The sequence below is a fragment of the Streptomyces sp. NPDC003697 genome (assembly GCF_053587115.1).
This window is the reverse complement of record NZ_JBSFNN010000017.1, coordinates 1-19,459: the sequence shown is the minus strand read 5'-3', so window position 1 is coordinate 19,459 and position 19,459 is coordinate 1. Positions and strand designations below refer to the sequence as shown.

Genomic DNA, 19,459 nt, shown 5'->3' with positions numbered 1-19,459 from the left:
GCCGGGGGTCCGGCGAGCTCCACGACGGACGGGCAAGGGCCGGGACCGGGCGGCGCTCACCGTCAGGCGGGCGCGACCCGGGCCCGGCGGCGGGATGCGCCCCCGCCGCCGGCTCACGGACCCGCGTACCGGCCGGTCTCCACAGCCGTCAGGCGCCGATGCGGCCTCCGTCAGGCGCCGACACCGCGGCCGTCGGCGCGCCACACGGCGACCACCGCCGGGCGGGTGATCCTGCCCGGCCCGTCGGGCCAGGTGCTCGCCGGCTTCTCCACCGACGCCCCGTCGACCTCGCCCGGGTGCTGCACGGCGACGAGCACCCGTCGCTCCTGGACGATCGGCCCGCAGGTCTCCGCGCCCGTCGGCACCGTCAGGAACTGCTTCAGCTCACCCCGCCGGTCGCCCTTCACCGCGACGCCGAACAGGCCGTCGTGCGAGCCGAGCTGGTTGCCGTCCGTGGAGATCCACAGGTTGCCGTACGGGTCGAAGGCCACGTTGTCCGGGCAGGAGATCGGGCTGACGTGCTCCTTCGGGAACCCGGCGAAGTACGTGGCCGGGTCGGCCGGGTCGCCGGCGACGAGGAACAGCGACCAGGCGAAGGACGTGGCGTCGGCCCGGCCGCGGTGCTCGGTCAGCTCCAGGATGTGCCCGTGCTTGTTGGCCACGCGCGGGTTGGCCTCGTCGGCGGCCGGGTAGCCGGCCTTGCCCCGGTTGGTGTTGTTGGTGAGGACGACGTACACCTTGCCGGTGTGCGGGGAGGGCTGGATGTCCTCCGGCCGGTCCATCTTGGTGGCGCCCGCCCTGTCGCCGGCGAGCCGGGTGAAGACGAAGACCTCCTCCGCCGTCATGCCCTCGACGTGCGACACGGCGCCCTCCGCGGTCGCGGTGGCCAGCGGGATCCACTCGCCGCCGCCGTCGAACTCCCCGTCGGCCGGCAGCTTCCCGCTGCCGTCGATCTGGGCGGCGGGGGAGTCCCCGGTGAGCCGGGCGACGTAGAGGGTGCCCTCGTCGAGCAGGGACAGGTTGTGCTCGCGCACGGCCCGCGAGGAGCCGTGGCGCATCCTCTTGCTGGAGACGAACTTGTAGAAGTAGTCGAACCGCTCGTCGTCGCCGGAGTACACGACGGGCCGGCCGTCCTCGGTGAGGCGGACGGTCGCCGCCTCGTGCTTGAAGCGGCCGAGCGCGGTGTGCTTGCGCGGCGTGGAGGCCGGGTCGTACGGGTCGAACTCGACGACGTAGCCGAACCGGTGCACCTCGTTGGGCTCCCGCGCGATGTCGAACCGCTTGTCGAACCGCTCCCACTTGCGCTCCGTGGCCCCGGTGCCGATGCCGTAGCGCTTGTCGGTGGCGCGCGAGCCGTTCGCGAAGTACTGGTTGAAGTTCTCCTCGCCGTGCAGGGTGGTGCCCCACGGCGTGGTCCCGCCCGAGCAGTTGTTCAGCGTGCCGAGGACCCTGCGGCCGCTCGGGTCGGCGGAGGTCCTCAGCAGGCCGGACCCGGCGGCGGGACCGGTGAGCCGGAACTCGGTGGTGGCGGTGACGCGCCGGTTGAGCGGGTGGCGGTGGACGGCGGTCAGCGCGCCGGTCGCGCGGTCCTCCTCCACCACGACGGCGGACAGCCCGTGCGCCGCCCAGGCGATCTCGGCCTGCTGCCGGGTCGGGTTCTCCGGGTCGTAGCCGCGGAACATGAGCACTTCGTCGGTGTACTCGTGGTTCGCCACAAGGAGCCGGCGGTGCCGCTCACCCGGGAGGGGCAGCAGGGCGAGGAAGTCGTTGTTGTACCCGAACTGCCCTGCCTGCGCGGCCGCGGTCTGGTGCTCCGGGTCGAACGCGGGCGCACCGCGCAGAATGGGCTCGCCCCAGCGGATGACGACGTTCTGCCCGTAGCCGTCCGGGACGGTGACGGCGTCGGCGGTGTTCGGGGCGACGGGCGCGAACCGCAGCCCGCGCGCGCCCTTGCCGAAGGTGCCGTGCGCCTGCGCGGGCCCGGTCCGGGTCCCGGCCTGGGCCGGGCGGGCCCCGGCGACGGCGGCCGTGCCGGTGGCGGCGGCCACGGTGACGACGGCGGCGGCCCGCATCACCGAACGGCGGGCGATCGCGCCGGCGATGACGTCCCCGGCGTACTCGTTGGAGCTGGTGTTCGGAGCCTCGTGGAAGCAGGCGTCGCCGCAGCGGAAACGGCAGGTCAGGGCGGACCGGCCGCCAGGGTGTGAGCCGGACGGCGTTCCGATCAGCGGCAGCAGTGAGCGCACTTCGATTCTCCCCATGCGGGCCCTAGGTGTCAGCGTGACGCTAGGTGCGCCCCCGTGCGCGTGCGCTGCCGCGGCGTGAACGGGTGGTGAACGGGCGCCGTCCGGACGGGCGTTGCCGTGACGGGGCGGTGACCCTGCGTGGAGGGCGTCGGCACCCCGGGACACGGCCCGTCCCGCGCCCCTCTCCCCTGCCCGGGATCACCTTCCGGGGCCGCTAACCTTACGTGTCCGTCCTGGCCAGGGATCAACGGGCACCAACTCACGCGAAGGGTTGCGGACATGGGCATTCTGACTCGCCTGCGGAACGCGTTCGGCCGATCACGCAAGGAGGGTCCGGCCGAAGCAGAGGGTCCGGAGCAGGTTCCGGCCCAGGAGGCGGTCCCCACACGGGACGCGGCGCCTCCCCAGGACGCGACTCCGCCTCAGGAGGCGGCCCCTTCGCAGCCGACGGCTCCCGCGCAACGCACGGAACCGAACGTCCCGGCCGCCACGCCCCGCGTCCCGGACCCGCGCGCGTCCAGCCCGGACGAACACGATCTGGTGGCCGCGGCCTTCGCCAACGTCGCGGTCCCCGGGCCGGCCACCGAGGCCGCACAGCCCCAGCCGGACACCACGAAGGCCGCAGCCCCGGCCCCGAAGCCCACCGAGGCCCAGGAACCGGAGCCGACCGAGACCCCGGAGCCGGCGCAGGAAACGTCCGAGGCCCCGGCACCGGACGCGGAGACCCCGGACGCGGACCCGGAGCCCACCGACGCCCGCGAGCCGGAGCCGGAGCCTGCCAAGGCCTCCGAGGCGCCGAAGCCGGAGGCCGGGCCCGAGACGGAGCCCGAGCCCGACGCGGAGACCGAGCCCGAGGCCACCGAGGAGCCCCCGACCGCGACGGACTCCGAGCCGGAGCCCGCCACCGAAGACCCGAAGCCCGCCCCCGAGGCTTCCGAAGAGCCCCCGACCGCGACGGCCCCGGAGCCGGAACCGGCCACCGCCGCACACCCGCAGTCCGAGCCCGAGCCCTCCGCGGAGACCGAGGCCGAACCGACCCCCGAGCCCGAGCCGGAAGCCACGCCCGAGCCCGCAGCGGAAACCGCACCGGAATCCGAGCCCGAGCCCGCAGCGGAAACCGCGCCCGAGCCGACCCCCGAACCGGAAGCCGCACCCGAGCCCGACCCGGAGCCCGCCTCCGCCTCCGAGCCGGCCGCTGACGCGACCCCCGAGCCGCAAGCCGCCGACGGCGAGCCGGCCCCACAGGGGCCACCCGCACCCGACAACGAGACCCGCACGGGTGGTGCGGGTGGGAACACCCCCGCCGAAGGCGAAGCCGAGGCGGCACCCCCCACCCCGCACCCGCAGGCCGACCAGCCCGCCGCAGGCAACACGGAACCCCCCGCCAAGCCCGCCGCAGGCGAGGACGCCGCCGCCGCCCTGGCGAAGCACGGCCTCACCGGCGCCCGCGCCAAGGTCTACCTCGTTCTCGACCGCTCCGCGTCCATGCGCCCGTACTACAAGGACGGCTCCGCCCAGGCCCTCGGCGAGCAGACCCTCGCCCTCGCCGCGCACGTCGACCCGGACGCCACGGTGCACGTCGTCTTCTTCTCCACGGAGGTGGACGGCGCCGGCGACCTCACCCTCACCGACTACGAGAACAAGATCGACGAGCTCCACGCCTCCTTCGGCCGCATGGGCCGGACGAGCTACCACGCGGCCGTCGAGGCGGTGCTCGCCCACCACGACCAGGAGGCCGGCCCGGACACCCCCGCCCTGGTCGTCTTCCAGACGGACGGCGCCCCCGACGCCAAGACCCCTGCCACCCAGTCCCTCACCGACGCGGCGAAGAGCCACCCCGCCGTGTTCTTCTCCTTCGTCGCCTTCGGTGAGCACGACAACAAGGCGTTCGACTATCTCCGCAAGCTGAAGACGGGCAACACGTCCTTCTTCCACGCCGGCCCCACCCCGCGTGAGCTCACGGACCAGGAGCTGTACGAGGGCATCCTGGCGGCCTGGCGCCCCTGACCGCCCGGACCAGCGGACCCCCCGCGGCACCCGCCGCCGGGCCCGCCCCGCACCCGCCACCGCGCCGCCCGCGTCCCACCCCGTAAAACGGGAAGCGGGCGGCGCACCCGTGTCGGCTACGATTTCAAGGTTCGTAGACGAATCGGACGGCCCGGAAAAGCCGCCCCGCGTCACCCCACGTAGCGACTTGGGAGCAGCCCGCGATGGCTCGACACCTCATCACCAGCGCCCTTCCGTACATCAACGGGATCAAGCACCTGGGCAACATGGTGGGGTCCATGCTCCCGGCGGACGTGTACGCGCGCTACCTGCGCCAGCGGGGCCACGAGGTCCTGTACATCTGCGCCACCGACGAGCACGGCACCCCCGCCGAGCTGGCCGCGAAGGAGCAGGGCCTGCCGGTGGACGCGTTCTGCGCGCAGGCGCACGACGCCCAGAAGGCCGTCTACGACGGCTTCGAGCTGGCGTTCGACTACTTCGGCCGCAGCTCCAGCGCGGAGAACGTCGAGATCACCCAGCACTTCGCCCGCAAGCTGAACGAGAACGGCTTCATCGAAGAGCGCGCCATCCGCCAGGTGTACAGCCCCGCCGACGGCCGGTTCCTCCCGGACCGCTACGTCGAGGGCACCTGCCCGCACTGCGGCTACGACAAGGCCCGCGGCGACCAGTGCGAGAACTGCACGCGCGTGCTGGACCCGACGGACCTGATCGACCCGCGCTCGGCGATCTCCGGCTCCACGGAACTGGAGGTCCGCGAGACGAAGCACCTCTTCCTCCTCCAGTCCAAGCTTCAGCACGAGGTCGAGGAGTGGGTCTCCCGCCACGAGGACGACTGGCCGCAGCTCGCCGCGTCCATCGCCCGCAAGTGGCTGAACGAGGGCCTGCACGACCGCGCGATCACCCGTGACCTGGACTGGGGCGTCCCGGTCCCGGCGGACACCTGGCCGGAGCTGGCGGCCGAGGGCAAGGTCTTCTACGTCTGGTTCGACGCCCCGATCGAGTACATCGGCGCGACGAAGGAGTGGGCCGACCAGGACCCGCAGAACCGGGACTGGAGGTCCTGGTGGTACGACGTCGACACCGACGTCCGCTACACGGAGTTCATGGCCAAGGACAACGTCCCCTTCCACACGGTGATGTTCCCGGCCACCGAGCTCGGCGTGCGCGAGCCGTGGAAGAAGGTCGACTACGTCAAGGCCTTCAACTGGCTGACGTACTACGGCGGCAAGTTCTCCACCTCCCAGAAGCGCGGTGTCTTCACCGACCAGGCCCTGCAGATCCTGCCCGCGGACTACTGGCGCTACTTCCTGATCGCCAACGCGCCCGAGTCGGACGACGCGTCCTTCACCTGGGAGCACTTCACGGCCACGGTGAACAAGGACCTGGCCGACACCCTCGGCAACTTCGTCAACCGCGTGCTGTCCTTCTCGAAGAAGCGCTTCGGCGAGGAGGTCCCGGCGGGCGGCGAGCCCGGTGAGGCGGAGGCGAAGCTGGGCGAGGAGATCGCGGCGCTGCTCGCCGAGTACGAGTCCCACATGGAGACGACGCAGTTCCGCAAGGCGGCGGCCGCCCTGCGCGCCCTGTGGTCGGCGGGCAACTCCTACCTGGAGGAGAAGGCCCCCTGGCTGGAGATCAAGACGGACAAGGACGGCGCGGCCCTGACGCTCCGCACCGCGATGAACCTGATCCACCTGTACGCGGTGGTCTCGGAGCCGTTCATCCCGGCCACGGCCCGCAGGATGCGCGACGCCTTCGCCCTGACGGAGGACACCGCGACGTGGGTGACGGCCGAGGAGGCGAAGTCCCTGCGCACCGTCGCCGCCGGCACGCCCTTCACCGTCCCGCCGGTGCTCTTCGCCAAGCTCACCGACGACGACCTGCAGGACTACAAGAACCGCTTCGGCGGCGAACCGGCCGCGTGACCCAGCGCCTGCGCTGTTCCGCCCCGTACACCGACGTGCCCCGCTCCTGCTGACCACCAGGAGCGGGGCACGGTCGTTGCTGCTAGGTCAGCGCCCCGAAGCGTGAACCACGAATTCCACCCATGCCTCCGGCCCGAGGACGAGACGAGGGCTGACGTCGCGGTATTTGGAGTCACGGACGTGGATGGTGCCGGGGGTGACGGCAATCTCGACGCAGGAGTTGCCGTCGTTGCCGCCGCTGTAGCTGCTCTTGAACCACGCCAGCTCGGCGGTTTCCCCGGCAGTGCTCTCGCGGTTCATGTCTCTCCCAGCAGTTGCTCGATGAAGGCCAGCGACTCCCGTGGCGAGAGCGCCTGAGCCCGGATGGTGCCATACCGCAGCTCAAGGATGCGCAGGTGCTTGAGTTCGTGGATCGGCCGACCATTGAAGGCGCCGTCGGAGCGGCCCACCGCCGTACCGTCCGGGAACTTCAGCAGCTCGATCCGACCGTCCAGTCCGGAGTGGGTGTCACAGTCCATCGGCATCACCTGAAGCACGACGTTGTGCGACCGTCCCACCTCCAGCAGACGCTCAAGCTGCTGACGCCACACCATTCTGCCCCCGATGGGACGCCGCAGGACCCCCTCTTCCAGGACGAAGCTGAGCGCTGGAGCGGGCGACCGGTCCAAGACCGACTGTCGGGCAAGACGAGCGGCCACCATGCGGTCCACATCGTCGGGCGAGTACGGCGGCTGTGCTGCCCCGATCACTGATCGTGCGTGGTCCGACGTCTGCAACAGGCCAGGGACGATGTGGCACTCGTAGAGAGCGATCTCAACCGCCTTGCCCTCCAGTTTTCCCAGCTCCCGCACCCTCTTCGGATACCGGACCTTCTTCACGTCCTCCCAGGCCGCCGCGACGAGCCCGTCGGCGCCCAGCACCTCGTCGGCCTTCTCCAGGTATTCCTGCCGGGGAATCCGCTTTCCGCTCTCGATCTTGTAGACGAGATCCTCGCCGTACCCCACCGCCTTGCCGAACTCGCCGGCGCGCATCCCCACCGCCTCGCGCCGCAGCTTCAACTGCCGCCCCACGGTGGCGACCACGGCCACGCCCCACTCGTCGTCCGGGTCCACCTCCCACCCCGGCTCGTCAGCCTCGGTCCTCAGCTGCCGAACCTCGCCGTCCACCGACATGCGCGCCCCTCCGTCGTACCGCCTTGCACCAGCCACGCCGTACCCGTACGCCCCGCCCCGCTCCCACAAGCCCGGACGTCACCGGCCATCGAGGACAGTCACCGTACGTAGCAGCGTGATGACTCCTCACGGTACGCACATCCGGCCACCCTGAGTGACGCGAACGGGGAATCCCCACCCGCCGCCCCGCAGTCACCGGGACCTGACCTCCCCGTCTCCGGCCCGACCTGCGCTCCCCATGCACTGCCCACTGGGGAGAAAGCACCCGTCCAAGCCCCACCCCTCCCTCCCGCCGGGCAATCTCACCCGGGCGAGTGAATATGCCCAGGTGGGCTGGATTGGGGACCGGTTGCCTGCCCTACGCTCAGCGCCAGCGGTACTCGACTACCCCAGACATGCGACGGCCCTCGCCGGGACGAACCCCGACAGCCCCTCCAGACCTGCGACGGCTGCGACCGCGCCTTCCGCGCCCCCCGTGGCCGGCCGCCGCCGCGACTGCCGGTCCGATCGATTGCCCGGAGGCCGCCTAGCATGAAAGCGACGATCCTTGCCCCTGGGCACAGACGACGAGGAGCGAGCGCCATGACCATCGCCCCGGACAACGCGCGGCACGGCACCTCCCACCTGTACCGGGCCATGCGCGACTTCGTGGAGTCCACGGACGGCACCCTCCCCGGCAAGTTGGAGATCACCAAGGAAGGGATCGTTCACGACATGATGTCGCCGGGAGGACCTCACGAGGTCACGGCCGCGCAGGTCAGCCGCCGGTTGGAAAAGGTCATGCCGGACGATCTGCTGGCTCACAACGGCACGCCTGACGTGGAAGACGAGCCTGAGGGGATCATGCGGCACCCCGATGTGATGGTGATCCCATGGGCGGACCTGAATGTCGAAGGCTCCATCGACCCCCACACCGTCATCGCCGCCATCGAGATCGTATCCAGGTCCAACCCGGACAACGACTGGGTCACCAAGATGCGCGACTACGCCCTCATGGGCATCCCCGTCTACGCGATCTTCGACCCCCGCACGGGCACCGGCGCCATCCTCACCGACATCCACCCCACCCCCGACGGCCCCCGCTACGCCACCCGCAAGGACTTCGTCTACGGCGAGGACGTCACGGTCGGCGACTGGACGATTTCCACCGAGGGCCTGCCCCGCTACGGAAGCGACAAGCAGCGGTAAGACCCGCTCACGGCATGCAGCCCCCCTCCTGATGAAGGGCTCGGCCGGACGCCGGCCGGAACGCCATGCGGCCGGCCCGAGGCGGGATCCGCGCCACGTGACAGCGGCCCGGAGTCCCCGTCGGGGCTCCGGGCCGCTGTTCTGCCGGTCGGGACTACTTCGGCTGGGGCTTGCGCACCGACAGGTGCAGCTCCCGCAGCCGCGCCTCGTCCAGCTCCGACGGTGCGCCCATCATCAGGTCCTGGGCGTTGCCGTTGAGCGGGAAGGCGATGGTCTCGCGGATGTTGGGCTCGTCGGCCAGCAGCATCACGATGCGGTCGACGCCCGGGGCGATGCCGCCGTGCGGCGGGGCGCCGAAGCGGAAGGCGCGGAGCATGCCCGCGAACTGCTCCTCGACGGTCTCGCGGTCGTAGCCCGCGATCTCGAACGCCTTGAGCATGATCTCCGGCTCGTGGTTCCGGATGGCGCCGGAGGACAGCTCGACACCGTTGCAGACGATGTCGTACTGCCAGCCCAGGATGTCCAGCGGGTCCTGCGTCTCCAGGGCCTCCAGGCCGCCCTGCGGCATCGAGAAGGGGTTGTGGGAGAAGTCGATCCTGCCGGTCTCCTCGTCCTTCTCGTACATCGGGAAGTCGATGACCCAGCAGAAGCGGAAGACGCCGTCCTCGAACTGACCGGCGCGCCGGGCGGCCTCCACCCGCACCGGGCCCATGATCTTCGAGACCTCGTCGAACTCGCCGGCGCCGAAGAAGACCGCGTGACCGGGCGACAGCGCCAGACGCTTGGTCAGTTCGGCGACGTTCTCCTCGGTGAGGAACTTCGCGATCGGGCCGGTCAGCGAACCGTCCTCGGCCACCCGCACCCAGGCCAGGCCCTTCGCGCCCAGCGAGACGGCGAAGTCACCGAGCTGGTCGAAGAACTTCCTCGGCTGCGAGGCGACGTCCGGCACCGGCAGCGCCCGCACGTGCTTGCCCGCGAACGCCTTGAACTGCGAGCCCTCGAAGACGTCGGTGACGTCGACGAGCTCCAGCTTGGCGCGCAGGTCCGGCTTGTCCGAGCCGTACTTCAGCATCGCCTCGCGGAACGGGATCCGCGGGAACGGCGAGGTGACGTGACGGCCGCCGCCGAACTCCTCGAAGAGCTCGGTCATGAGCTTCTCGATGGGCTGGAAGACGTCCTCCTGCTCGACGAAGCTCATCTCGACGTCGAGCTGGTAGAACTCGCCCGGGGAGCGGTCCGCGCGGGCGTCCTCGTCGCGGAAGCAGGGCGCGATCTGGAAGTAGCGGTCGAAGCCGGAGATCATCAGCAGCTGCTTGAACTGCTGCGGGGCCTGCGGCAGGGCGTAGAACTTGCCCGGGTGCAGACGGGAGGGGACGACGTAGTCGCGGGCGCCCTCGGGGGAGGGGGCGGACAGGATCGGCGTCGCCATCTCGTTGAAGCCCATCGCCGACATCTTCTGGCGCATGGCGGAGATGACCGCCGTGCGCAGCATGATGTTGCGGTGCATGCGCTCGCGGCGCAGGTCGAGGAAGCGGTACTCCAGGCGCCGCTCCTCGTTGACGCCGTCCTCGGTGTTGATCGTGAACGGCAGCGGGGCGGCCGCGCCGAGCACCTCGACCTCGCCGACCTCGATCTCGATCTCGCCGGTGGGCAGGTCGGGGTTGATGTTCTCCGGGCCGCGGGAGACGACCTTGCCGTCCACCCGGACCACGGTCTCCTTGGAGAGCTTGTCCAGCGCCTCGTAGGCCGGCGTGCCGGGGCGGGCGACGAGCTGGGTGATGCCGTAGTGGTCGCGCAGATCGATGAAGAGGATGCCGCCCAGGTCGCGCCGATTGTGCAGCCAGCCACTCAGCCGGACGTCGGTGCCGACGTCAGAGGCGCGGAGCTCGCCGCAGGTGTGGGACCTGTACCGATGCATCGTCGTTCATCCAGCCTTCGCGGATCGGGGTCTGTGTCTCACGTTTCACGTGAAACTGCCTCCCCAGCCTACCGGGCACGCGGGGATCGCCCTCGCGCAGGACGCACGGCACGAGATCGCGTCCGGTCACCGGCGAGCACGCGGGTTCGCACGGGCGTGCGCCCTCGGTGGCCACGCCCGAGTGCATCTTCTTACAGTGGGGCAATGCGCACCGGTGAGCCCCTGCCCGCCGTGGGGGACGTTCTCGCCTCCCTCGCGACCGGCACGTGGTACTGGGACACCGCCACCGCGCTGGTCACGGTCGACGCCGAGGCGGCACGGCTGCTCGGGCTGCCCGCCCGCCAGGCCCTGCTCACCGAGGCCCAGGTCCGTGCCCGCTTCCACCCGGTGGACTGGAACGAGATCACCGGAGTCGTCCAGCTCGCCGCCGCGGAGGGCACCCTCGCCGAGGTACGCATCCGGATCATGGACGAACGCGGTCGCGTCGTCCGTGTCGTGCGCAGCCGTTCCAAGCCGACCTTCGACCCCCACAAGCGGGCCTACCAGCTGATCGGCACCCTCCAGGAGGTGACCGAGCCGACACCGGGTTCACCGGTCTCGGGGGCCACCGTCACGGGCGACTGGCGCCGCTCCCGCGAGGCGTTCCTGCTGGACGCGGGCCGCGCGCTCGCGGAGGCGCGCTCCACGGCGGAGGTGCTGCGCGTCGCGGCCGGCCTGTCGATGCCCGGCTTCTCACCGGACGGGCTGGCTGTCTTCGGCGTGGAGGGCGACCGGCTGACGATCATCGGCCACCACGGGCAGCAGCCCGGTGACGAGAGCCCGTTCGTGCACATGCCCCTGGACACGGACTACCCGGCCGCCGAGGTCGTCCGCACCGGCCGCGCCGTCTACCTCTCCACCCCGCAGGAGTACCAGACCCGCTACCCGCTCACCTGGCCGCTCGCCCAGCGCTTCAGCCGCCAGTCCTGGGCCTTCCTGCCGCTGACCGTCCAGGGCCGCACCATGGGCGCCTGGATGGCCGCCTTCGCCCACCCGGTCGCCTTCACGCCCGACGAGCGCTCGGTGCTGACGACGGTGGCCCGGATGCTCGCCCAGGCGCTCTCCCGGGCCGAGACGGCCGAGACCGAGCGGGAGCTGAGCGAGGGGCTCCAGCGCTCGATGATGCCCTCCCTCGGCCCCGGGATCCCCGGCATGGACGTCGCCGCGCGCTACATCCCCACCGGCGGCGGGCTCCAGGTCGGCGGCGACTGGTACGACATGATCCCGCTGCCCGGCGGCACCGGCCGCCGGAAGAGGTCCAGGGCGGGCCGGATCGCACTGGTCATGGGCGATGTGCAGGGCCACGACGTGCGTGCGGCCGGCCTCATGGGCCAGCTGCGCATCGCCCTGCGCGCCTACGCCGCCGAGGGCCACCGCCCGGACGCGGTCCTCGCCCGCGCCTCCCGCTTCCTGAACGGCATCACCGACGACGGCTCGGGCGACCCCGACCTGCGCTTCGCGACCTGCCTGTACGCGGAGGTCGACCCGCGGACCGGCGTCCTGGAGATCGCCCGCGCCGGACATCCCGAACCGGTGATCCGCACGCCGGACGGGACGGTGCTGCAGCGGCCGACGGCGGGCGGCCTGCCCCTCGGCATCGACCCGGACGCCGACTACCCGACCACCCGCTTCACCCTGGGCCCCGGCGAGACCATGCTGATCTGCACGGACGGCCTGATCGAGACCGGCGGTCACGACCTGCAGTCCGGCTGGCAGCGCATCCGCGAGATCCTGGAGCGGCATGGCGGCGGCGCGGAGGAGCTGGCCGACGCGCTCGTGCAGGCCGTGCACGGGCCGTCCTCGCACCACACCACCGGCCCGCTCGCCGACCGGCGCGAGGACGACATCGCCGTACTCCTGCTGAACCGGCGGCGAGAGGTCCCGGCCGGCGCGCCCGGCGGACGGCTCGGCACCCGCCGCAGCCTGATGACGATCGCGCAGACCGAACCCGAGCAGGTCGCCGTGGCCCGCGAGCAGCTGCGTCAGCTCCTGCACGACTGGAGTTCTGGCGAGCAGGTCGACTCCGCCGTGCTGCTGCTGTCGGAGATGCTGGCCAACGTCCTGGTGCACACCGACACCGACGCCTTCCTCGTCGCCGAGGTCGGCGGCACGAACGGCGGCGGGGGCGGCGAGCGGCGGCTGCGGGTGGAGGTCACCGACGCCGGCGACGACCTGCCGCACAGGCGCCGGCCCGGGGAGCTGGCCTCGTCCGGGCGCGGGCTGCTGCTGATCGAGCTGCTCGCCGACGCGTGGGGGGTCGATCCGCAGGGCGTGGGCAAGAGCATCTGGTTCGAGCTGTACGAGCCGCCCGGCAAGCAGTGACCCCGGCCGCGGCCGCCCGTCACTGATCGTCGCGTCCCTCCCGCTCCTTCTCCGCCAGGTGGATCACGCACACCGCCACCGCGATGACCAGGGCCGGGTCCGCGTCCTCCCGCACGATGTCCACGCCGTAGGTCTCCACGACGCTCAGCCATCGCCGGGAGATCACCGCGAGCAGCTCCCCGTCGTACTCGACGGCGAACTCGCGGTCGAGGATCTTGCCGCTGACGTCCAGTTCGGTGCCGTCCACCAGGGACACCCGGTAGTGGTTGCGCAGCAGCGACAGCCGTTTGCGCCGGATCTTCGCCAGGGGCTCACCGCCCCGCTCGATCACCATGGTGTCCCGCAGGGCGAACATCTTGCGGTGGATGTCGATCAGGACCCGGCCCCGGACGTCCTTCAGCTCGAAGGTGTCCCGCAGCCGCATGGCCTTGCCGTCGACGAGGAAGACCTTGTTTCCCTGCTCGTCCTCGATCCAGTAGTCGTCACCGATGCCGAGGATGCGGTCGCGTACGAGGAGTCTCATGCCCTCACCGCTTCCCCGGCCGCCGCGCCCCGACGCGGCCGGTAGCCCGACGGGCTGAGACGGCCGGTGGCCCCGCGGGCCGAGGCCGGCACGGACCGGCTGTGCCTTGCCCCGGCCGGCAGGGACGCCCGCCCCGGCCCGAACTCACACGCCGTAGCCGTCGCTGTAGCCGTCGCGGGTGTGGTGCCGTTCCTCTTCGACGACCGTCGTGGTGGGCGGCACCATGACGCGGCGGCGCCGGGCGATGCTGCTGAAGGTCGTCACGCCGATCAGTCCGACGATCATCAGGATGATGCCGACCAGATCGAGGTTGACCCCCTGCATGTCCCAGTCGGTCGCGAACGTGAGGATGGCTCCCGCGGCGATGAGGATGATGCATCCGCCGAGGCCCATGTGTGTCGCCTCCCTGTCCGGTGTCAGGTCCGGCGGTTCCGGCCTGTTCCGGTCCCTTCCGGTCAACTCCGGATACCCCCGCAACGGATGAGCATGCGTCAGGGGGCGCCCACGGGCCCTCGGTGCGTGGCCGCGCTCAGCCCTCCAGGAACGCCACCAGCGCGTTCGCCAGGAGGAACGGGTCGTCGGCGGCGCACAGTTCGCGGGCGCTGTGCATCGACAGGATGGCCACGCCGATGTCGACGGTCCGGATCCCGTGCCGGGCGGCCGTGATCGGGCCGATGGTGGTCCCGCACGGCATGGAGTTGTTGGAGACGAAGGTCTGGAAGGGCACGCCGGCCTTCTCGCAGGCCGCCGCGAACACCGCACGGCCCGCGCCGTCCGTGGCGTAGCGGTTGTTGACGTTGACCTTGAGGAGGGGGCCGCCGCCGGCGCGCGGGTGGTGCGTGGGGTCGTGCCGCTCGGCGTAGTTGGGGTGGACGGCGTGGCCGGTGTCGGAGGACAGGCAGACGGTGCCGGCGAAGGCGCGGGCCCGGTCCTCGTAGGAACCGCCGCGGGCGAACACCGAGCGCTCGATGACGCCGCCGAGCAGCGGACCGTCCGCGCCGGTGTCCGACTGGGAGCCGTTCTCCTCGTGGTCGAAGGCGGCGAGCACGGGGATGTGGGGCAGGGCGGCGCCGGAGGTCGCGACCGCGGCCAGCGCGGCGGTGCCGGCGTGCACGGAAAGCAGGTTGTCCATGCGCGGGGCGGCGACCAGTTCGCGGTCCCGGCCGAGGTAGGCCGGCGGCTCCACGGAGTGCACCATGAGGTCCCAGCCGGCGACGGAGCCCGCCGGGAGGCCGTTCTCCTCCTCCAGGAAGGCGATCAGGTCCCCGTCGCGCACGTCGTCGCCGAGCCCCCAGACGGGCTGGAGGTGGCGCTGCTTGTCCAGCTTGAGGCCCTCCGCCGACACCGAGCGGTCCAGGTGGATGGCGAGCTGCGGGACCCGCAGCAGCGGCCGGTCAACGTTGACCAGGCACGTCGAGCCGTCACGCAGGGTGAGCCGGCCGGCCAGGCCCAGGTCGCGGTCGAGCCAGGAGTTGAGCAGCGGCCCGCCGTAGATCTCCACGGCGACCTGCCGCCAGCCGTGCGCGCCGGTGTCGGGAAGCGGCTTCACCCGCAGGTTGGGCGAGTCGGTGTGGGCGCCGACGACGCGGAAGGGGGTGTGCGGAGCGGCGCCCTCGGGCACGTACCAGGCCACGATCGCGCCGCCGCGCAGCACGTACTTTCCGCCGCTCGACCCGTCCCAGACCTCCGTCTCGGCGACCTGCCGGAACCCGGCCTTCTCCAGCCGCTCTGCGGCGTTCGCCACGGCGTGGTACGGCGACGGGCTCGCCGCCAGGAAGGACATCAGGTCGTCGGTGTGGCCGCGGTCGAACGTCCGGGTCGCGGGGGCGGTGCTCCCTGGGGAGGTGGCGGGAGACGGGCGGGAGGGTTCGCTCATGGAGTTCACCTTAACGACGGACGAGGGCCCGCTCCCTGTGGTGGGAGCGGGCCCTCGGTGAGGATGGTGTGGAAGCCGGGCTCAGAAGGCGGCTTCGTCCAGCTCCATCAGGTCCAGGTCGACGCCCTCCGACACCTTGCGGGCCAGGGTGACGCCCGGCAGGACGTTCGCCGCGAAGAACTTCGCCGCCGCGATCTTGCCGGTGTAGAACGCCTTGTCCTTGGCCGAGGCGGTCTCGAGCTTCTCGGCGGCGATCGCGGCACCCTTCAGCAGCAGGTAGCCGACGACCACGTCACCGGAGGCGAGCAGCAGGCGGGTGGTGTTCAGACCCACCTTGTAGATGTTCTTGACGTCCTGCTCGGTGGCCGCGAGGTCGGTGAGCATGAGGCCGACGATGGCCTCCAGCTCGACGGCGGCCTTGGCCAGGTGCTCGCGGGCGCCCGCCAGCTCCTCGCCGCCGGTGCCGAGCGCCAGGAACTTCTTGATGTCCTCGGCGAGGGAGTTCAGCGCGGCGCCCTGGTTGCGGACGATCTTCCGGAAGAAGAAGTCCTGGCCCTGGATGGCCGTGGTGCCCTCGTAGAGGGTGTCGATCTTGGAGTCGCGGATGTACTGCTCGATCGGGTACTCCTGCAGGAAGCCGGAGCCGCCGAAGGTCTGCAGCGACTGGGCGAGCTGCTCGTAGGCCCTTTCGGAGCCGTAACCCTTCACGATCGGCAGGAGCAGGTCGTTCAGGGCGTGCTCGGCGGAGGCGTCCTCGCCGTTCGCCTCCTTGACCTGGATCTCGTCCTGGACCGAGGCGGTGTACATGACCAGGGCGCGCATGCCCTCCGCGTAGGCCTTCTGCGTCATGAGCGAGCGGCGCACGTCGGGGTGGTGGGTGATGGTGACCTTGGGCGCGGTCTTGTCCATGAAGTTGGCCAGGTCCGGGCCCTGGACGCGCTCCTTGGCGTACTCCAGCGCGTTGAGGTAGCCGGTGGAGAGCGTGGAGATCGCCTTCGTGCCGACCATCATGCGGGCGAACTCGATGATGCGGAACATCTGGCGGATGCCGTCGTGCTTGTCGCCGATCAGCCAGCCCTTGGCGGGGTGCTTGTCGCCGAAGGTCATCTCGCAGGTGTTGGAGGCCTTCAGGCCCATCTTGTGCTCGACGTTCGTGGCGTAGACGCCGTTGCGCTCGCCCAGCTCACCGGTCTCGAAGTCGAAGAGGTACTTCGGGACGAGGAAGAGGGACAGGCCCTTGGTGCCGGGGCCGGCGCCCTCGGGACGCGCGAGCACGTAGTGGAGGATGTTCTCCGACATGTCGTGCTCACCCGAGGTGATGAAGCGCTTGACGCCCTCGATGTGCCAGGAGCCGTCCTCCTGCTGCACGGCCCTGGTGCGGCCGGCGCCGACGTCCGAACCGGCGTCCGGCTCGGTGAGCACCATGGTGGAGCCCCACTGCCGGTCCACGGCGATCTTGGCGATGTGCTTCTGGACCTCGTTGCCCTCCTCGAAGAGGATGCCGGCGAACGCCGGGCCGGAGGAGTACATCCACACGGCCGGGTTGGCACCGAGGATCAGCTCCGCGTAGGCCCAGATGAGGGAGCGGGGCGAGGTGGTGCCGCCGATCTCCTCGGGCAGACCGAGCCGCCAGTACTCGGAGTCCATGAAGGCCTGGTAGCTCTTCTTGAAGGACGCGGGGACCGGCGCGGTGTTGGTCTCCGGGTCGAAGACCGGCGGATTGCGGTCGGCGTCGGCGAAGGACGCGGCCAGTTCGTTCTCCGAGAGGCGGGCCAGCTCCTCCAGGACGCTCCTGGCGGTCTCGGTGTCCATCTCCTCGAACGGGCCGGTGCCGTACAGCTTGTCGCGCCCGAGCACTTCGAAGAGGTTGAACTCGATGTCGCGGAGATTCGGCTTGTAGTGCCCCATGGCGACGGCTCCGTTTAGGACTCGGCGAGGCACTGGCTCCTCGCATCTGGTTCGCGTACCAACAAGTAGCTCCGATGATGCTACCCGTCGGTAATAAGACGCAACCCCGAACCGTTCTTCTGTGACTCAGTACGCTTACGCGCATGTACGGCTACGACCAGAGCGCGGGCGCGCAGCAGGGATACGTCCCGCCGCAGCAGCAGATGCCGGGGGGCGTCGGCGGATACGGCCAGCAGCCGCCCCTCTATCCGGAGCCGTCGCCGCCGTCGCTCGCCGACGCCGTGCGCGCCTTCACCACCGGGCAGTTGACCGCGGAGGACTTCCAGCAGGTCTTCGCCACGTCGAAGGTGTACTGCCCGCGCGGCGACACTCCCGGCTTCCTGGCCCTGCACAACACGCAGCAGCCGGTGATCCCCATGTTCACGTCCCTGAAGGAGCTGCGCCGCTACGCCGGCAAGGAGTCCAAGTACTTCGTCATCACCGGCGCCGAGGTGATCGACCTGCTGCCCACCGGGTACGGCTTCGTGCTCGACATGGAGGGCGAGCACCGGATCGTCTTCGACGCGAAGGCGGTCGAGCAGATGGTCGACTTCGCCATGCGCCGGATGTACGGCTAGGGGCTGTCCGGCTGACCGGGTCGGACGGAGACCGACGGCGCGACGAAGCCCGGAGGGAATGCCCTCCGGGCTTCCTCTGTTCGCGCTGGCGGAAAGTTCAACGCTCAACTAAAGTGAGCGCACAAGGAGGTACCGACATGCCTGCAGTGACCGTCGAGAACCCGCTGACGCTGCCCCGGGTGACCGCGCCCGCCGACGCCGTGGCACGTCCCGTGCTCGCCGTCACCACCGCCCCGAGCGGTTTCGAGGGCGAGGGTTTCCCGGTGCGCCGGGCGTTCGCCGGGATCAACTACCGCCACCTCGACCCGTTCATCATGATGGACCAGATGGGTGAGGTGGAATACCAGCCCGGGGAGCCCAAGGGGACCCCGTGGCATCCGCACCGGGGCTTCGAGACCGTCACGTACATCATCGACGGCGTCTTCGACCACCAGGACTCCCAAGGGGGCGGCGGCACCATCACCAACGGGGACACCCAGTGGATGACCGCCGGTGCGGGCCTGCTCCACATCGAGGCCCCGCCGGAGTCCCTCGTCATGTCCGGCGGCCTCTTCCACGGCCTGCAGCTGTGGGTGAACCTCCCGGCCAAGGACAAGATGATGGCCCCCCGCTACCAGGACATCCGCGGCGGCAGCGTCCAGCTGCTCACCTCCCCCGACGGCGGCGCGCTGCTCCGCGTCATCGCCGGCGAGCTGGACGGCCACCAGGGCCCCGGCGTCACGCACACGCCGATCACGATGATCCACGCCACGCTCGCCCCCGGCGCCGAGGTCACCCTGCCCTGGCGGGAGGACTTCAACGGCCTCGCCTACGTGATGGCCGGCCGGGGCACCGTGGGGGCCGAGCGGCGCCCGGTCCACCTGGGCCAGACAGCCGTGTTCGGCGCCGGCTCCTCGCTGACCGTCCGCGCGGACGAGAAGCAGGACTCCCACACCCCGGACCTGGAGGTCGTGCTGCTCGGCGGGCAGCCGATCCGCGAGCCGATGGCCCACTACGGGCCCTTCGTGATGAACACCCGCGAGGAGCTCCAGCAGGCCTTCGAGGACTTCCAGAAGGGCCGCCTGGGTTCCGTCCCGGCGGTGCACGGCATGACCGAGGGCGGGCTGTGACGCCGGGGTTCGGCGTCGAGCCGGCCTCCTGGAGGTCGTAGCAGCGGACCGGGCCGGTGACCCGCGGGAATGTCCCCGCAGGTCACCGGTTCGGTCTTCTCGTGCGGCCGCGCCCGTGGCCTGCCGCAGACGGGTCCGCCGCACGCCGGTCCGGTCGCCGTGGGTCCGATCGCTCGGGGGCCGCGTCGTGCGGGCCTGGTCGCCGCGGGTCCGATCGCCGGCGGTCTGCGTCGTGCCGGCCTGTTGCCGCGTGCCTGGTTGCCGTGGGTCCGCGTCATGCGGATCAGTCTGGTCGGCCGCCCTTCGCGGCCCGCTCCGGGCCGCCCCCGTTCGCCCGGGGGGATACCCACGCGACCCGTCCCGGGTTCACCGGGGACGGGCCGGTCGACGCCCCGCAGCGTCACCGCCGCGGCGGCTCCAGGCCCAGCACCCTGTCCTTCAGGGCCGGGAACTGCTCCCGCGTGGTGGCCGTCCTCGCCGGGTCGAAGTCGACCGTGAGGACCTGCTCGTCGTGCCCCGCCTCGGCCAGCACCTCGCCCCACGGGTCCACCACGATCGAGTGACCCGCCTGCCGAACCCCCGCGTGCGTGCCCGCCGTTCCGCACGCGAGCA

Annotated in this window: 15 protein-coding genes; 6 read left to right on the top strand and 9 right to left on the bottom strand. The window is 71.2% G+C overall.

Annotation, left to right across the window (positions count from 1 at the left end):
• Positions 1–170 precede the first annotated feature (170 nt).
• Positions 171–2,246, bottom strand: a complete 2,076-nt coding sequence (locus tag ACWDNY_RS09740) for a PhoX family protein (protein ID WP_451645266.1) — start codon at positions 2,244–2,246, stop codon at positions 171–173.
• Between the two features lie 279 nt (positions 2,247–2,525).
• Here ACWDNY_RS09740 and ACWDNY_RS09735 point away from each other — a divergent pair, with 279 nt between their 5' ends.
• Positions 2,526–4,253 carry a VWA domain-containing protein gene (locus ACWDNY_RS09735; RefSeq protein WP_451645194.1) on the top strand — a complete coding sequence of 576 codons (1,728 nt, stop codon included), beginning with the start codon at positions 2,526–2,528 and terminating at the stop codon, positions 4,251–4,253.
• A 203-nt stretch (positions 4,254–4,456) separates the two neighbouring features.
• Positions 4,457–6,175, top strand: coding sequence for a methionine--tRNA ligase (gene metG, locus ACWDNY_RS09730; protein WP_451645193.1), 1,719 nt, complete (start codon positions 4,457–4,459; stop codon positions 6,173–6,175).
• Between the two features lie 87 nt (positions 6,176–6,262).
• On the opposite strand, the gene ACWDNY_RS09725 is transcribed toward metG, so the two are convergent.
• Both ACWDNY_RS09725 and ACWDNY_RS09720 read right to left on the bottom strand, forming a co-directional pair.
• On the bottom strand, positions 6,263–6,475 hold the full coding sequence (locus tag ACWDNY_RS09725) for a DUF397 domain-containing protein (RefSeq protein ID WP_451645192.1): 213 nt from the start codon (positions 6,473–6,475) through the stop codon (positions 6,263–6,265).
• Positions 6,472–7,347: a helix-turn-helix domain-containing protein gene (locus ACWDNY_RS09720; RefSeq protein ID WP_451645191.1), complete on the bottom strand. Its 876-nt coding sequence runs from the start codon at positions 7,345–7,347 to the stop codon at positions 6,472–6,474. The genes ACWDNY_RS09725 and ACWDNY_RS09720 overlap by 4 nt, the downstream gene beginning before the upstream one ends.
• 582 nt (positions 7,348–7,929) lie before the next feature.
• Between ACWDNY_RS09720 and ACWDNY_RS09715 the strand changes: the two genes are divergently transcribed.
• Positions 7,930–8,535, top strand: a complete 606-nt coding sequence (locus ACWDNY_RS09715) for a Uma2 family endonuclease (RefSeq protein WP_451645190.1) — start codon at positions 7,930–7,932, stop codon at positions 8,533–8,535.
• A gap of 154 nt (positions 8,536–8,689) precedes the next feature.
• Here the strand turns inward: ACWDNY_RS09715 and aspS are convergent, their stop codons facing one another.
• The gene (gene aspS, locus ACWDNY_RS09710; RefSeq protein WP_451645189.1) at positions 8,690–10,453 is read right to left on the bottom strand and encodes an aspartate--tRNA ligase; all 1,764 of its coding nucleotides are present in this window, start codon (positions 10,451–10,453) and stop codon (positions 8,690–8,692) included.
• Positions 10,454–10,657: 204 nt separating this feature from the next.
• Here aspS and ACWDNY_RS09705 point away from each other — a divergent pair, with 204 nt between their 5' ends.
• Positions 10,658–12,814, top strand: coding sequence for an ATP-binding SpoIIE family protein phosphatase (locus ACWDNY_RS09705; RefSeq protein WP_451645188.1), 2,157 nt, complete (start codon positions 10,658–10,660; stop codon positions 12,812–12,814).
• 19 nt (positions 12,815–12,833) lie between these two features.
• Here the strand turns inward: ACWDNY_RS09705 and ACWDNY_RS09700 are convergent, their stop codons facing one another.
• The 4 genes from ACWDNY_RS09700 to ACWDNY_RS09685 form a co-directional block, all read right to left on the bottom strand.
• Entirely contained in the window at positions 12,834–13,337 is a 504-nt protein-coding gene (locus tag ACWDNY_RS09700; protein ID WP_451645187.1) for an LURP-one-related/scramblase family protein, read from the bottom strand.
• Positions 13,338–13,481: 144 nt separating this feature from the next.
• The gene (locus ACWDNY_RS09695; protein WP_451645186.1) at positions 13,482–13,730 is read right to left on the bottom strand and encodes a DUF6458 family protein; all 249 of its coding nucleotides are present in this window, start codon (positions 13,728–13,730) and stop codon (positions 13,482–13,484) included.
• A gap of 136 nt (positions 13,731–13,866) precedes the next feature.
• Positions 13,867–15,213, bottom strand: a complete 1,347-nt coding sequence (locus ACWDNY_RS09690) for a M18 family aminopeptidase (protein WP_451645185.1) — start codon at positions 15,211–15,213, stop codon at positions 13,867–13,869.
• Positions 15,214–15,294: 81 nt separating this feature from the next.
• Positions 15,295–17,121, bottom strand: coding sequence for an acyl-CoA dehydrogenase (locus ACWDNY_RS09685; protein WP_451645184.1), 1,827 nt, complete (start codon positions 17,119–17,121; stop codon positions 15,295–15,297).
• 143 nt (positions 17,122–17,264) lie between these two features.
• On the opposite strand from ACWDNY_RS09685, the gene ACWDNY_RS09680 reads away from it, so the two are divergent.
• Together ACWDNY_RS09680 and ACWDNY_RS09675 are read left to right on the top strand one after the other, a co-directional pair.
• Positions 17,265–17,738: an SseB family protein gene (locus tag ACWDNY_RS09680; protein WP_361510986.1), complete on the top strand. Its 474-nt coding sequence runs from the start codon at positions 17,265–17,267 to the stop codon at positions 17,736–17,738.
• Between the two features lie 137 nt (positions 17,739–17,875).
• Positions 17,876–18,847 carry a pirin family protein gene (locus ACWDNY_RS09675; protein ID WP_451645183.1) on the top strand — a complete coding sequence of 324 codons (972 nt, stop codon included), beginning with the start codon at positions 17,876–17,878 and terminating at the stop codon, positions 18,845–18,847.
• Positions 18,848–19,247: 400 nt separating this feature from the next.
• Here the strand turns inward: ACWDNY_RS09675 and ACWDNY_RS09670 are convergent.
• The coding region (locus ACWDNY_RS09670; RefSeq protein WP_451645182.1) for a nitrilase-related carbon-nitrogen hydrolase at positions 19,248–19,459 on the bottom strand (212 nt) is incomplete at its 5' end.